This window comes from Rhodococcus oxybenzonivorans (assembly GCF_003130705.1).
Classification (GTDB): domain Bacteria; phylum Actinomycetota; class Actinomycetes; order Mycobacteriales; family Mycobacteriaceae; genus Rhodococcus_F; species Rhodococcus_F oxybenzonivorans.
Map to the genome: position 1 here is coordinate 1,015,895 of NZ_CP021354.1, position 12,929 is coordinate 1,028,823.

13 protein-coding genes are annotated in these 12,929 nt (G+C 64.0%); 10 read left to right on the plus strand and 3 right to left on the minus strand.

The window, feature by feature from the left end; translation table 11 throughout:
- Positions 1-59 precede the first annotated feature (59 nt).
- The 9 genes from CBI38_RS04930 to CBI38_RS04970 all read left to right on the plus strand — a co-directional run bounded on the left by CBI38_RS04930 (position 60) and on the right by CBI38_RS04970 (position 8,939).
- Positions 60-1,274, plus strand: a complete 1,215-nt coding sequence (locus tag CBI38_RS04930; RefSeq protein ID WP_109334861.1) for a cytochrome P450 — start codon at positions 60-62, stop codon at positions 1,272-1,274.
- Positions 1,275-1,338: 64 nt separating this feature from the next.
- A complete protein-coding gene (locus tag CBI38_RS04935; protein ID WP_109326866.1) occupies positions 1,339-1,899 on the plus strand; it encodes a TetR/AcrR family transcriptional regulator in 561 nt (186 codons plus the stop codon).
- A gap of 6 nt (positions 1,900-1,905) precedes the next feature.
- A complete protein-coding gene (locus tag CBI38_RS04940) occupies positions 1,906-3,132 on the plus strand; it encodes a cytochrome P450 (RefSeq protein ID WP_109334862.1) in 1,227 nt (408 codons plus the stop codon).
- The gene (locus CBI38_RS04945) at positions 3,125-3,907 is read left to right on the plus strand and encodes an SDR family oxidoreductase (RefSeq protein WP_109326867.1); all 783 of its coding nucleotides are present in this window, start codon (positions 3,125-3,127) and stop codon (positions 3,905-3,907) included. Before CBI38_RS04940 ends, CBI38_RS04945 begins: the two co-directional genes overlap by 8 nt.
- Positions 3,907-5,259, plus strand: a complete 1,353-nt coding sequence (locus CBI38_RS04950) for a cytochrome P450 (RefSeq protein ID WP_109326874.1) — start codon at positions 3,907-3,909, stop codon at positions 5,257-5,259. Before CBI38_RS04945 ends, CBI38_RS04950 begins: the two co-directional genes overlap by 1 nt.
- Positions 5,259-5,477 carry a ferredoxin gene (locus tag CBI38_RS04955; protein WP_109326875.1) on the plus strand — a complete coding sequence of 73 codons (219 nt, stop codon included), beginning with the start codon at positions 5,259-5,261 and terminating at the stop codon, positions 5,475-5,477. Before CBI38_RS04950 ends, CBI38_RS04955 begins: the two co-directional genes overlap by 1 nt.
- On the plus strand, positions 5,477-6,055 hold the full coding sequence (locus tag CBI38_RS04960; RefSeq protein WP_109326876.1) for a Cif family virulence factor: 579 nt from the start codon (positions 5,477-5,479) through the stop codon (positions 6,053-6,055). The genes CBI38_RS04955 and CBI38_RS04960 overlap by 1 nt, the downstream gene beginning before the upstream one ends.
- Entirely contained in the window at positions 6,049-7,305 is a 1,257-nt protein-coding gene (locus CBI38_RS04965) for a hypothetical protein (RefSeq protein WP_109326878.1), read from the plus strand. The genes CBI38_RS04960 and CBI38_RS04965 overlap by 7 nt, the downstream gene beginning before the upstream one ends.
- 14 nt (positions 7,306-7,319) lie before the next feature.
- A complete protein-coding gene (locus CBI38_RS04970; protein WP_109326879.1) occupies positions 7,320-8,939 on the plus strand; it encodes an acyl-CoA synthetase in 1,620 nt (539 codons plus the stop codon).
- A gap of 67 nt (positions 8,940-9,006) precedes the next feature.
- On the opposite strand, the gene CBI38_RS04975 is transcribed toward CBI38_RS04970, so the two are convergent.
- The 3 genes from CBI38_RS04975 to CBI38_RS04985 all read right to left on the minus strand — a co-directional run bounded on the left by CBI38_RS04975 (position 9,007) and on the right by CBI38_RS04985 (position 11,434).
- The gene (locus CBI38_RS04975) at positions 9,007-9,669 is read right to left on the minus strand and encodes a GNAT family N-acetyltransferase (RefSeq protein ID WP_109326880.1); all 663 of its coding nucleotides are present in this window, start codon (positions 9,667-9,669) and stop codon (positions 9,007-9,009) included.
- A 101-nt stretch (positions 9,670-9,770) separates the two neighbouring features.
- The gene (locus tag CBI38_RS04980) at positions 9,771-10,262 is read right to left on the minus strand and encodes a nitroreductase family deazaflavin-dependent oxidoreductase (protein ID WP_109326881.1); all 492 of its coding nucleotides are present in this window, start codon (positions 10,260-10,262) and stop codon (positions 9,771-9,773) included.
- An 8-nt stretch (positions 10,263-10,270) separates the two neighbouring features.
- Positions 10,271-11,434 (minus strand): steroid 3-ketoacyl-CoA thiolase, encoded by a 1,164-nt coding sequence (locus tag CBI38_RS04985; RefSeq protein ID WP_109326882.1) that lies wholly within the window; start codon positions 11,432-11,434, stop codon positions 10,271-10,273.
- 160 nt (positions 11,435-11,594) lie between these two features.
- On the opposite strand from CBI38_RS04985, the gene CBI38_RS04990 reads away from it, so the two are divergent.
- Positions 11,595-12,851 carry a cytochrome P450 gene (locus tag CBI38_RS04990; protein WP_109326883.1) on the plus strand — a complete coding sequence of 419 codons (1,257 nt, stop codon included), beginning with the start codon at positions 11,595-11,597 and terminating at the stop codon, positions 12,849-12,851.
- Positions 12,852-12,929 lie beyond the last annotated feature (78 nt).

The following is a 12,929-nucleotide window of genomic DNA, read 5'->3' on the forward strand; positions in this document are numbered from 1 at the left end:
AAATGAAGGTGTGTAGTTTGATACACATCACATTCATTTATTCGATCGAGGAGCAGTGGATGACCGCGTCTCGGATTGATCTCAAATCCCCCGACCTCTACGCGGAGGGGGTGCCCTACGCATTCTTCGACCGCCTGCGTAAGAGCGAGCCCGTCTATTGGCAGCCCGAGGAGGGCGGCACCGGCTATTGGGCCGTGACGAAACATGCTGATGTAGTTGCCGTCTCGCGGGACAGCGCCACGTTTTCCTCCGCGTTGGGCACCACGCAGATCGACGACTTCGACGACGAGACCCGGGCGAAGCAAGCGGCCATGCTCGTCAATCTGGATCCACCGGACCACACTCGGTTGCGCCAGTTGGTCAGCCGAGGATTCACGCCGCGCATGGTCAAGTCGCTGGAGGCGCACATCCGGGACATCTGCTCGCAGATAGTCGACGACCTACTCGACGCGGGAGAGGTCGATTTCGTGCGCCGCGCCGCGGCCCCCTTACCGCTCGAGGTGATCGCGGCTCTCCTGGGCGCACCCTCGTCGGACGTCGACAGGCTCTACGACTGGTCCAACCGGATGATCGGCTTCGACGATCCCGAGTACGCCACCACTCAGGCGGACGGCGAGCTCGCGGCGATGGAGATCTTCCTGTATGCCAACGAATTAGCGGCCCAGCGCCGCGTCGAACCGCGCGACGACATCGTCACCAAGCTGGTCCAGCCGGACGAGAATGGTGACACCCTCACCGAGATGGAATTCAACATGTTCTTCGTTCTCCTCGTGGTCGCGGGGAACGAGACGACACGCAACGCCACCGCGGGCGGCATGCAAGCTTTCATCGACCATCCCGAGCAGTGGCGCCGGTTGCAGGCCGAACCGGAACTTGCCGCGACCGCGGTCGAGGAGATCCTGCGGTGGGTCACGCCGGTGATGGACTTCCGGCGCACCGCCACCCGTGATGCGATGATCGGCAATCAACCGGTGGTCGCAGGCGACAAGGTGGTCATCTACTACCCGAGCGCCAATCGTGACGAGGACGTGTTCGACGCGCCGTACTGTTTCGACATCGCCCGAACGCCCAACCCGCACGTCGCCTTCGGGGGGAGCGGAATTCACTTCTGCCTCGGCGCGCACCTGGCACGGCTGGAATTGCGGATCCTGTTCGAGACGATGGCCGCCCGCATCGATCGCGTGGAGCCGACCGGTCCCATAACGCGGCTGCGGTCGAATTTCATCAGTGGCATCAAGGCAATGCCCGTACGTATTCACCCGCGCGGGCAGTAAATGCAGGACTTTTCGTTGCCAGGCCGACCAAACTGTAGTAGCGTCCAGACACGTGTCCAGTAAGATGAATTTCGAGTCCACCCGCCGCCGTTTGACCGAAAAGCAGGCAGACACTGTCGAGCGTCTGACCAAGGCTGCAGTCGAGGTGTTGCGGGCAGAGGGATTCGCCGGTCTCACCGTTCGATCGGTGGCCGGACTCGCCGGCGTCGCCCCGGCAACGGCGTACACCTACTTCTCCTCCAAGGAGCACCTCGTCGCCGAGGTGTTCTGGCGCCGCCTCGCGGCTTCACCCGAGGAGGCGGACGCGGGTCCCGACCGGACCGGACGGGTGGTGGCCGTGCTGCGGCACATCGCACTGTTGGTCGCCGACGAACCCGAGTTGGCCGGCGCCGTCACCAGCGCATTGCTCGGCCGTGACCCCGACGTGGAGCACCTGCGCACGCGGATCGGTATCGAGATCCGGCAGCGGCTTGCCGACGCACTCGGCAGCGATCCCGATCCGGACGTACTCGAGGCGCTGGAGCTGCTGTACGCGGGTGGGTTGGTCCGCGCGGGCATGGGCTACGGGTCGTACACCGAATTCGCAGATCGACTGGAAACTTCCGCCAAGCTGATCCTGGAGTGAATGCACATGACCGCAGCGTCGATCCCCGGAGCGTCACTCGATCCGGTGACGTTAAATCCCTACGATTACGACTTTCATGAGGATCCCTACGTCACCTATCGCCGACTGAGGGAAGAGGCGCCGGTCTACTACAACCCGGAACTCGATTTCTGGGCTCTTTCGCGTCACGAGGACGTCGTTGCAGCGTTTCGAGACAACACGCGGCTGTCGAGTGCCAACGGCGTGTCCCTCGATCCGGCGGCCTACGGTCCGAAGGCGTACAAGACGATGTCGTTCCTGGCCCTGGACGATCCGCGGCACATGCGGATGCGCCAGCTGGTCTCCCGGGGATTCACCCCGCGTCGTGTCAATGAATTACACGGGCGAATCGAGGAATTGACAACGCAGTATCTTGACCCGGCCTTGGCATCCGGGGAGTTCGATTGGATTCCGGAGTTCGCGGGCAAGCTACCCATGGACGTCATCTCGGAACTGATGGGTGTCCCCGAAACGGACCGTTCCGAATTGCGGCGACTCGCCGACCTGGTGGTGCACCGGGAGGAAGGCGTCCTGGATGTTCCCCAGGCAGCCATGGAAGCGTCGCTGTATCTCGTGGGCTACTACGCGGACATGATCGCCGAGCGGCGCAAGAAACCCGTGGACGATCTGACCTCGGCCCTGCTCGAAGCCGAGATCGATGGCGACCGGCTCACCGACGACGAAATCATCGCGTTCATGTTCCTCATGGTGGTTGCGGGCAACGAGACCACTACCAAGCTGCTCGGTAATGCTCTGTACTGGGGCTCACGGTTCCCGGACGAGGCGCGCAAGGTCCTCGGCGACCCGAGCCGGGTGTCGGAATGGGTAGAGGAGACTCTCCGCTACGACACCTCGAGCCAGATGGTTGCCCGCACGGCGGCCGTCGACGTCACCTTCCGCGACACGACCATTTCTGCCGGGGACAAGGTGCTGATCCTCATCGGGTCCGCGAACCGCGACCCCGCGGTATTCGAGGATGCCGACGAGTACCGGATCGGCCGGGACAGCAGCAACAAGCTCGCCAGCTTCGGCGGCGGCACGCACTTCTGCCTGGGCGCGCACATGGCCCGCCTCGAAGCGAAGATCGCTCTGACACAACTGGTCGAGAAGGTCGAAAGCTTCGAGGTGGACGAAAAGAATTGTGTGCGAGTTCATTCCACTAACGTTCGAGGTTTCGCCTCGCTTCCACTGAAAGTGCAGGTCCGTCATGCCTAGGTTCGAACCCCATCCGCCGCGGCGTCCTGCGATCATCAGCGGTGCCTCTTCGGGGATAGGTACCGCCACCGCCTATGCGCTTGCAGAACTCGGTCATCCCGTGGCACTCGGGGCGCGGCGAGTGGAGGAATGCGAGGCCATCGCCGACAAGATCCGAAGTAGCGGCGGTGAGGCTTTCGCGCACTTCCTCGACGTCACGGACACGGCGTCCGTGAACGACTTCGTGACAGCGGCCGAGAGCACCTTCGGTTCGACGGAGATCGTGCTGTCCGGTGCCGGGGACCTCGAGTTTTCCACCGCCCACGAGATGGATCCGGATCAGTTCCTGAAGCAGGTCGATGTACACCTCGTCGGCGCGCAGCGCCTCGCGCATCGGATCCTCCCCGGCATGATCGAACGCAAGCGCGGTGATTTCGTGCTGATCGGATCGGATTGCGCAGACTCACCACGACCGCGGATGGGCGCCTACAACGCCGCGAAAACCGGCGTCGAGGCAATGGGCAGGCAGATGCGGATGGAACTGGAGGGTACCGGTATCCGTGCGTCGATCGTGCGTCCCGGGCCCACCCAGACCGCTATGGGTATGAACACCACCGAGGAGGTCATCGGACCCGTCCTCGAAGACTGGGCGAAATGGGGTTTCGCCCGCCACTCCTACTTCTTGCGTGCGTCCGCGATCGCTGATGCCGTCGTCGCCACCGTGAGTGCGCCCCGTGGAGCACATCTGGTGCTGATCGAGGTCCAGCCCGAGGCGCCACTGCGAAAGGATGCCTGATGAATCTGACTCAGCCGCCGAGGGTTTCCGGCGGAGAGCGCGAACACGGCCACCTCGAGGAACTGCGCACCGACCCCATCGCCCTGATGCGGCGGGTGCGCGAGGAGTGCGGCGACGTGGGCGTCTTCCAATTGGTGGACCGCAACGTCATCATGCTGTCCGGGGCGGAAGCGAACGAGTTCTTCTTCCGTTCGAGCGACGAGGACCTGGATCAGCAGGCGGCCTATCCGTTCATGAAGCCGATCTTCGGTGAAGGTGTCGTGTTCGACGCCAGCCCCGAACGACGCAAGGAGATGCTGCACAACCAGGCTCTGCGCGGCGAGCAGATGAAGGGGCACGCCGCCACCATCGCCCACGAGGTCGATCGCATGGTGTCGCGCTGGGACGACGAGGGCGAGATCGACCTCCTCGAGTTCTTCGCGGAGCTCACCATCTATACGTCCTCGGCCTGCCTCATCGGCAAGAAGTTCCGGGACCAACTCGACGGTCGCTTCGCGCAGCTCTACCACGAACTCGAGCAGGGAACGGACGCGATCGCGTTCGTCGACCCCTACGCAGATATCGACAGCTTCCGGCGACGGGACGAGGCCCGGGTGCAGCTGGTCGCCCTCGTCCAGGACATCATGACGGACCGGATCGCACACCCTCCGCAGGGCAAGGAGGACCGGGACATGCTCGACGTCCTCGTCTCGATCAAGGACGAGAACGGCAACGAGCGGTTCAGTGCCGACGAGATCACGGGCATGTTCATCTCGATGATGTTTGCCGGCCACCACACGACTTCCGGCACAGCGGCGTGGACGCTGATCGAACTGCTTCGCCACCCCGACTACGCCAAGCAAGTCGTGGGCGAGCTCGACGATCTGTACGCCGACGGCTCCGATATCAGCTTCGGGGCGCTGCGGCAGATCCCGAAACTCGAGGCGGTGCTGAAGGAAACGTTGCGACTGCATCCTCCGCTGATCATCCTGCTGCGGGTGGCGCAGGGCGACTTCGAGGTAGGCGGATACCAGATTGCGCAGGGTGACCTAGTGGCTGCGACACCAGCGATCTCCAACCGTTTGGCCGAGGACTTCCCGAACCCGGACGCGTTCGACCCCGAGCGCTACATCGATCCGAACCAGGAAGACATCGTCAACCGGTGGACGTGGATCCCGTTCGGTGCGGGCCGGCACCGCTGCGTCGGTGCGGCATTCGCGTTGATGCAGCTCAAAGCTATCTTCTCCATCCTCCTGCAGGACTGGGAATTCGAGATGGCGCAGCCGTCGGAGACGTATCGCAACGACCACAGCAAGATGGTGGTTCAGCTGCAGCAGCCTTGTGCGGTGAGGTACCGGAAGCGCAGCAAGTGATGAAAGTCGAAGCCGACCTCGATCTGTGCCAGGGCCACGCCATGTGTGAGCTCGAGGCACCGGAGGTGTTCACCGTGCCGAAGCACGGGAAGGTCGAGATTGTGGATACTGCCCCGCCCGAGACGCTGCGCGCGAGTGTGGAAAGCGCCGTGCGCTTCTGTCCCACGCAGGCCTTGCGGATCGTCGAGGACAACGAAACTTCTGAAGGAGAATCCTGATGTCACAGTTCGATCGAAGGACCGGCCCGGCCGTACAGTTCGATCGCGCCGAGCTCGATGAGATGGTGCAGCGGTGGATCGACGAGAACAAGCGCTGCGAATCGCTCGGCGACTGGAAGCCGCTCGCCGAGATGTACACCGAGGACGCGACGTACGGATGGAACTACGGCCCCAAGGACGACTTCATGGCCGTCGGACGCGACGAGATTCGAGACCTCGCGCTCGGACAGGAGATGGAGGGGTTGGAGGGCTGGGAGTACCCCTATCAGAAAGTCGTCATCGATGACCGCAGCGGCGACGTCATCGGGTTCTGGAAACAGGTCTCCGATCGCACACGCGAGGACGGCACCCACTACCAGGTGTACGGGATCGGTGGTAGCTGGTTCCGCTACGGCGGCAACTTCCAATGGTCCTGGCAGCGTGACTTCTTCGACTTCGGCAACGTCTCCGCCCTGTTCCTCGAGATGATCACGAACAACGCGATGTCCGACGGTATGAACGCGCGGATCGCGCGCTCGACCTCCGGCCGGCTTCCGGGGTGGTATCCGGTGGGCCAGGCCCCGGTTCCGTTGTGGTGAGTGCCGTGCGGGTTCCCACGTCGTTCGCGGACCTGTCCCGTGAAGATCTCGCTGTGCTGGTGCCGGAACTGCTGCTGTGTGGGCATCTGATCGATCGCTCCGGCATGCCGCACCTGATCGGCGCGTTCGGACGCGAGGGGATGACGCAGGTCGCGATCGAGGAGTGGATGGCGGCGAGCCCGATCTACACCAAGCGGATGCAGCGCGCGCTGGCGTTCGAGGGTGATGGCGTCGTGACCATCTTCAAGGGCCTGCAACTCGACATCGGCGCGCCGCCACAGTTCATGGATTTCCGCTACCGCGTGATCGACCACGATCACGGCGAGTTCTGGCTGGACCATTGCGGGGCCCTCATGGACGTAGAACCGATGGGCGACGAGTACGTCACGTCCATGTGCCACGACATCGAGGACCCGACCTTCGACGCGACCGCGCTGGCCACCAACCCGCACGCGCAGGTGCGACCGGTCCACCGTCCGCCCCGGCGCCCGGCGGATCGCACTCCCCACTGCAAGTGGACCGTGACCATCGACGACGCACACACCCCACCACCGGTGCCCGAGGGTCTGGTGACGCTGGGCAGGTCGAGGGCCGCGGCGGTCGAATTGTCGCCGATCGACACTCGTGGGCCCGGCCGCCACGACTACTCGGATGCGCTTCTCAGCGATCTGCGGTTCTCCGACTTCTCCCATTCGGCCCTCGTCCGGATGGCCGAGGAAGTGTGCCTGCAACAGCACCTGCTCACGCTCGGATTCCTGTTGGCAGTGCGGTCGCGCACCGACGAGGAGTCGGCGATGACCATTGCGCGCAGACAATTCACCGGTATCGCCGGACTCACCTCCGAGCGGATCCGGAACGCGCTCGGGCTGCCGGGCGACCTCGAGGGACTCGCAGCCGTGCTCGCCATCCACCCGGCGTTCAATCCTCGCCAGTACGTCGAGGTCACGACCACCCTCGTCGATCGTCTTTTCCTCACCATTCGGCGTGCAGGCGGTTCCGACGCGGACGGTGCCTGGCCTTCGATGATCGACGGCGCACATCTGGAACCGCTCGACGCACTGCTGCGCGGGGTATCGCCGCGCTTCTCCGCACGGGTGATCGAGGAGACGGACACGGCGCTCACCGTGGAAGTTGTCACGGGGGAGGCGCCCGCGAAAGAGGCGTCGGAGGTGGCGCTCACCCGATTCAGCACGGGCGCCGACTTCGCCTTCACCGACCGCGGCATACCGCTACCCCTCAGTGTCGTCTGAAAGAGGACAAGTCCATGGCGTACAACCTTGCAGACCTCTTCGAACACTCCGTCGACGCCATGCCGGACCGGGTTGCGCTGATTGCGGCTGGACGGCGAATCACCTACCGCGAACTCGAGGACCGGGCCAACCGCTTGGCGCACAACTTACTCGAGGCAGGCCTGACCACCGGCTCCCATATCGGTGTGCACCTGCACAATTCGATCGAGACGGTGGAAACACTGCTGGCCGCGTTCAAGATCCGGGCCGTTCCCATCAATATCAACTACCGCTACACCAGCGACGAACTCGCCTACGTCTACGGCAATGCCGACTTGGAAGCCGTCGTCCATCATCGGGTCTACTCGCCGCGGATCGCCGAAGTCCTGCCCTCGCTGCCGAAGATCCGGTACACCGTGGTCGTCGAGGACGACCTCGGCGGCGTCGGGTTGCACAGCGACTCGGTGCCGTACGAAGAAGCGCTGTCCGGCAGCGGCCGTAGGGACTTCGGCGAGCGCAGCAACGACGATGTGTTCATCATGTACACCGGCGGCACCACGGGACGTCCGAAAGGTGTCGTGTGGACGCATGAGTCGATCTGGCGAGTGCTCGCCGGCGGCCTCGACTTCTATACCGGTGAGGCCATCGAAGACGAATACCAGCAGTCGCAGGTGGGGTCCGAGGGCGAGCCGACGTTGTGGTTCGCGTTGCCGCCGCTGATCCACGCCGCGGCGATGATGCCCACCCTCACCGCGCTGTTCAGCGGCAACACCGTGCTCTTGGAGTCGAAATTCGATCCGCACCGGACCTGGGAACTGGTGGAGCGACACCGGGTGCAGATCCTCATCATCACCGGAGATGCGATGGGGCGTCCCCTGATCGAGGCTCGTCAGTCCTCGCGCACCGACACGTCGAGCCTTGCGGTGGTCGCGTCGGGTGCGGCGCTGTTCTCTCCGGTGATCAAGGATGCGTTTCTCGACGCATTCCCGAACCTGGTGGTGTCGGATTCCATCGGCGCCTCCGAAACCGGCTTCGGCGGAATCGGGTTCGCGACCAAGGGGCAGAAACAAGTAGGTGGGCCGCGGGTACCCGCCGGCCGGTATGCCATGGTGATCGGCGACGACGATCGCCCCATCGAGCCCGGATCCGGTAATGATGGCTGGTTCGCCAAGGGCGGCTACGTCCCGCTCGGTTACTACAACGATCCCGAGAAGACGAAGGAGATATTCCGGGAGGTCGACGGCAAGCCCGTCGTGGTCACAGGTGACCGTGCGCGCATCGAGGAGGACGGTTCGATCACCCTCCTCGGGCGCGGCAACATGGTGATCAACACCGGCGGTGAGAAGGTGTTCGCCGAAGAGGTCGAGAGCGCGGTGAAGGCGTACCGCGACATCTACGACGCCATCGTCGTCGGTGTGCCGGACGAACGCTGGGGGCATCGCGTCTCCGCGGTCGTGCAGCCGCGGGACGGTGCCGGAATCGACTTCGACGGCCTCGAACACCACGTGCGGCAGAGCCTCGCCGGGTACAAGATTCCGCGGCTCCTGTGGGTGGAAGACGCTGTGCAGCGAACACCCAGCGGCAAGCCGGACTACCGCTGGGCGCAGGGCGTCACCAAGCAGCGGGACCCCGACTACCGCGTCATATCCGGCTGACCAGGCGTTCGTACCGCAACGTGGTGGCGCAGCGCGCGCGTGCGCGCCGTGCCACCACGGTGCAGGGTCAGGCCGGTGCGCGAACGACCAGAACCGTGCCGGGGAACTCGGCGGCCAGTTCCTGCCTGCTGTGCTTCACGGCGGCGGTGCCGTACCCCTTCTTGCGGCACTCGGGTGCTACCCAGATGGCTACGTCGACTTCGCGTCCGGTGAGCTCACCGAAGACCAACCCGACGGAGCTGTTCTCGGCGGTGTCCTCGCAGACGAACCACGCTGCGGACTCGTCGTCGATTCGCTTCAAACCCTCCGCGCGTTCCTTCTCGATCCGCTCCTGCGACCACGGAGTGCCGTCTTCCTCCTGTTCGGCGCAGCGGCGGCGGAACAACTCGGCGTCCTCGTCGGTGGGTGTGAACGGACGCAGACGGAAATTGCGCCCGGTGCTCGCCGGGCGGTCGGACGCCGTCCACTCCAACTTCGCGTCGAGGTCTTCGAGTTCCGACTGGATGCGGAGGCGTTCATCCTTGGTGAGGCGACGGAACGTCAGATTGAGGACGGCTTCCGCGTACGCCTCGGATGTGTCCAGGAGGCCGGCGACGGTGGTGAGCGCCTCGGCATGATCCTTGCTGTCGACGATCGCATCGAGGACTTCGTGTCGCCGTTCGAGCGCGCGCAGAAGTGCTGCCGTGAGCTCCCGACGGTCGTGTATCCGATCTTGAACCTGTGTCGTCATATCTGCTTTCCTCGCCTCGGCCGTCGTACATCTTCCGTACGGGGTCAATACTGCAAGAAGTCTCCGGACATGGCATCCGTTACCCGGCGGTACATACAGTTTTATCGTGGGGTGCAGATGACGACGGGGATCGTTCGCTCGGTCCAGGCCTGGTAGTTGTCGAAATCGGGATACATGTCGACGAGCCGCGGCCACAACTGCGCGCGTTCCTCGGCGGTGGCCACACGCGCCGTCATCGGCCGCACACGCGACTTCACCTGAACGGTGACCGCCGGATCGCTCCGCAGATTCAAGTACCACATCGGGTGCTTCGGCAACCCGCCCTGCGAGGCGACGAGGACGATGCGCTCGCCGTCCTCGAGGAACAGCAGTGGGTTGACCCGGGGTTCGCCGCTCTTGCGGCCGGTGGTGGTGAGTAGGCAAACGGGCAGTCCGCGCGGGAAGGCACTGCCCACCCGCCACTTGCTGCCCAGCCGCCCGCCCGTCCGCTGATACAGGACGACATTGATCTTCGACACCCACTTGATGACGAAAACCGTCCACTTGGAGTCGAGGCCACGCGGTCGAGCGGGGGCCGGGGCAGGTGTGTTCATGGCTGATCCTAGATTCGCTCGATGATGGTGCCGGTGGCTAGCGCGCCGCCCGCGCACATCGTGATCAGTGCCGTCGACCCATCGGTGCGCTCGAGTTCGTGCAGCGCGGTGGTGATCAGGCGGGAACCCGTGCTGCCCACCGGATGCCCGAGCGCGAGAGCGCCACCGTTGACGTTCACCTTGTCCATGTCGGGACCGTGGACGGACGCCCACGACAGAAGTACGGAGGCGAATGCTTCGTTCACTTCGAACAGGTCGAGGTCGCCGATTTTCATTCCGCTGCGTTCGAGCACGCGTGCGGTGGCCTGGACGGGACCGTCGAGGTGGAACTCGGGTTCCGACCCGACAAGGGCCTGGGCGACGATACGGGCGCGTGGTGTCAGTCCGAGCGCGCGCGCCCGGGACTCGTCCATCAACATCACCGCGGCCGCGCCGTCGGAAATTTGTGAGGACGTGCCGGCCGTGTGGATGCCGCCCTCGAGGACCGGCTTCAGCTTGGCCAGCGACTCCGCGGTCGTGTCCCGCAGGCCCTGGTCCCGGCTGACCACTCGGCTTTCGCCGGTGGCGTTGCCTTCCTTGTCGACGACGGGCGCCGTCATCGTCAGGACCTCGCGATCGAACCGGCCTTCGTCCCACGCCTGCTTGGCCCGTGCCTGCGAACGGACACCGAGTGCCTCGACGTCTGCACGCGTGATCCCGCGGCGACGGGCGATCCGCTCGGCCGCCTCGAACTGATTGGGCATGTCGATGTCCCAGTCGGCGGGTCGGCGGGGTCCAGCGTTCTCGCCGACGTTCGCGCCGAGCGGGACCTGGCTCATCGCTTCTATCCCGCAGGCAATTCCGACGTCGATGGTGTCGGTCGCGATGAGTCCGGCAATCAGGTGATTGGCCTGCTGCGCGGATCCGCACTGGCAGTCGATCGTCGTGGCGCCGACCTGCCAGGGCAGCCCGGCATGCAGCCACGCCGTGCGGGTGATGTTGTTGGACTGCGCACCGGCCTGGGTGACGCATCCACCGATCACCTGCTCCACCAATTCCGGGTCGATGCCGGAGCGGTCGAGGATTCCCCGCTGGACGGCCCCGAGAATCTCGGCGGCATGCAATCCCGACAGCCATCCACCACGTTTTCCGATGGGTGTACGCACTGCCTCGACGATTACTGGTGTGCCCACGGCGGGCTCCTTTCCTTGTCCTCAGAAAATAGAACAGGTTCTCCTATGGTGGCAAGGACCGGACCAGCTTTCCTTTGCTAGTCGCCTGGCTTGTGTTTCAATGTTAGTAGAACGTGTTCCACATCACGAAGTGGTGTATGGCCTAGGGCAGGAGACAGCAGTGGCGCAGCCCAATCTTCCAGAGGGTTTCGACTTCACCGACCCGGACATCTACGCAGAGCGCATCCCCTACCAGGAGTTCGCCGAGCTGCGTAAGACTGCGCCGATCTGGTGGAACCCGCAGCCGCCGGAGATCGGTGGCTTCCACGACGACGGCTACTGGGTGGTCAGCAAACTCGACGACGTCAAGGAGGTCTCACGGCGCAGTGACGTGTTCTCCACGCACGAGAACACCGCGATCGTCCGCTTCGCCGACGACATCCCTCGCGAGAACATCGATATGCAGCGGTTCATCCTCATCAACAAGGACGCACCCGAGCACACCAAGCTCCGCAAGCTGGTTGCCCGAGGATTCACGCCCCGCGCCATCAACAGCCTCCGGGACGAACTCACCGAGCGCGCCGAGAAGATCGTCAAGGAAGCCGCAGAATCGGGAGCCGGTGATTTCGTCACTCAGATCGCCTGTGAACTTCCCCTGCAGGCCATTGCGGAGCTTCTCGGCGTGCCGCAGGAAGATCGGCTCAAGGTATTCGACTGGTCGAACCAGATGACCGGATACGACGATCCCGAACTGGACATCGATCCCCAGGCAGCGTCGATGGAAATCCTCGGCTACGCCTATCAGATGGCCGATGAGCGCAAGAAGTGCCCGGCCAATGACATCGTCACGACGCTGATCGAAGCGGACATCGACGGAAACGAACTCTCGCCCGAGGAATTCGGGTTCTTCGTCATTCTCCTGGCGGTGGCAGGCAACGAGACCACGCGCAACGCCATCACGCACGGCATGATCGCTTTCCTCGACCATCCCGATCAGTGGGAGCTCTACAAGAAGGAACGCCCGAAGACGGCAGCCGACGAGATCGTTCGCTGGGCCACCCCGGTCAACTCCTTCCAGCGCACCGCACTCGAAGACACCGAGCTGGGCGGCGTGCAGATCAAGAAGGGGCAGCGAGTCGTGATGCTTTACGGCTCAGCGAATTTCGACGAGGACGCCTTTGACAATCCCGAGAAGTTCGACATCCTGCGGGAGAACAATCCGCACGTCGGTTTCGGCGGAACGGGCGCACACTTCTGCCTGGGCGCGAACCTCGCTCGGCTCGAAATCGACCTGATCTTCAATGCCATCGCAGACCACTTGCCCGACATCAGTAGGCTTGGAGATCCGCGGCGACTGCGCTCGGGTTGGCTCAACGGAATCAAGGAGTTCCCAGTGGACTACAAGACGACGTCTGGCGGCTGCCCGGTCAAGCACTGACCCCCAAAAATTCAGCGGCGTCGGAGGGCACCCTCATCCTCTCCGACGCCGCTGTTCTATGTCCTGCTGTTTCCAAAT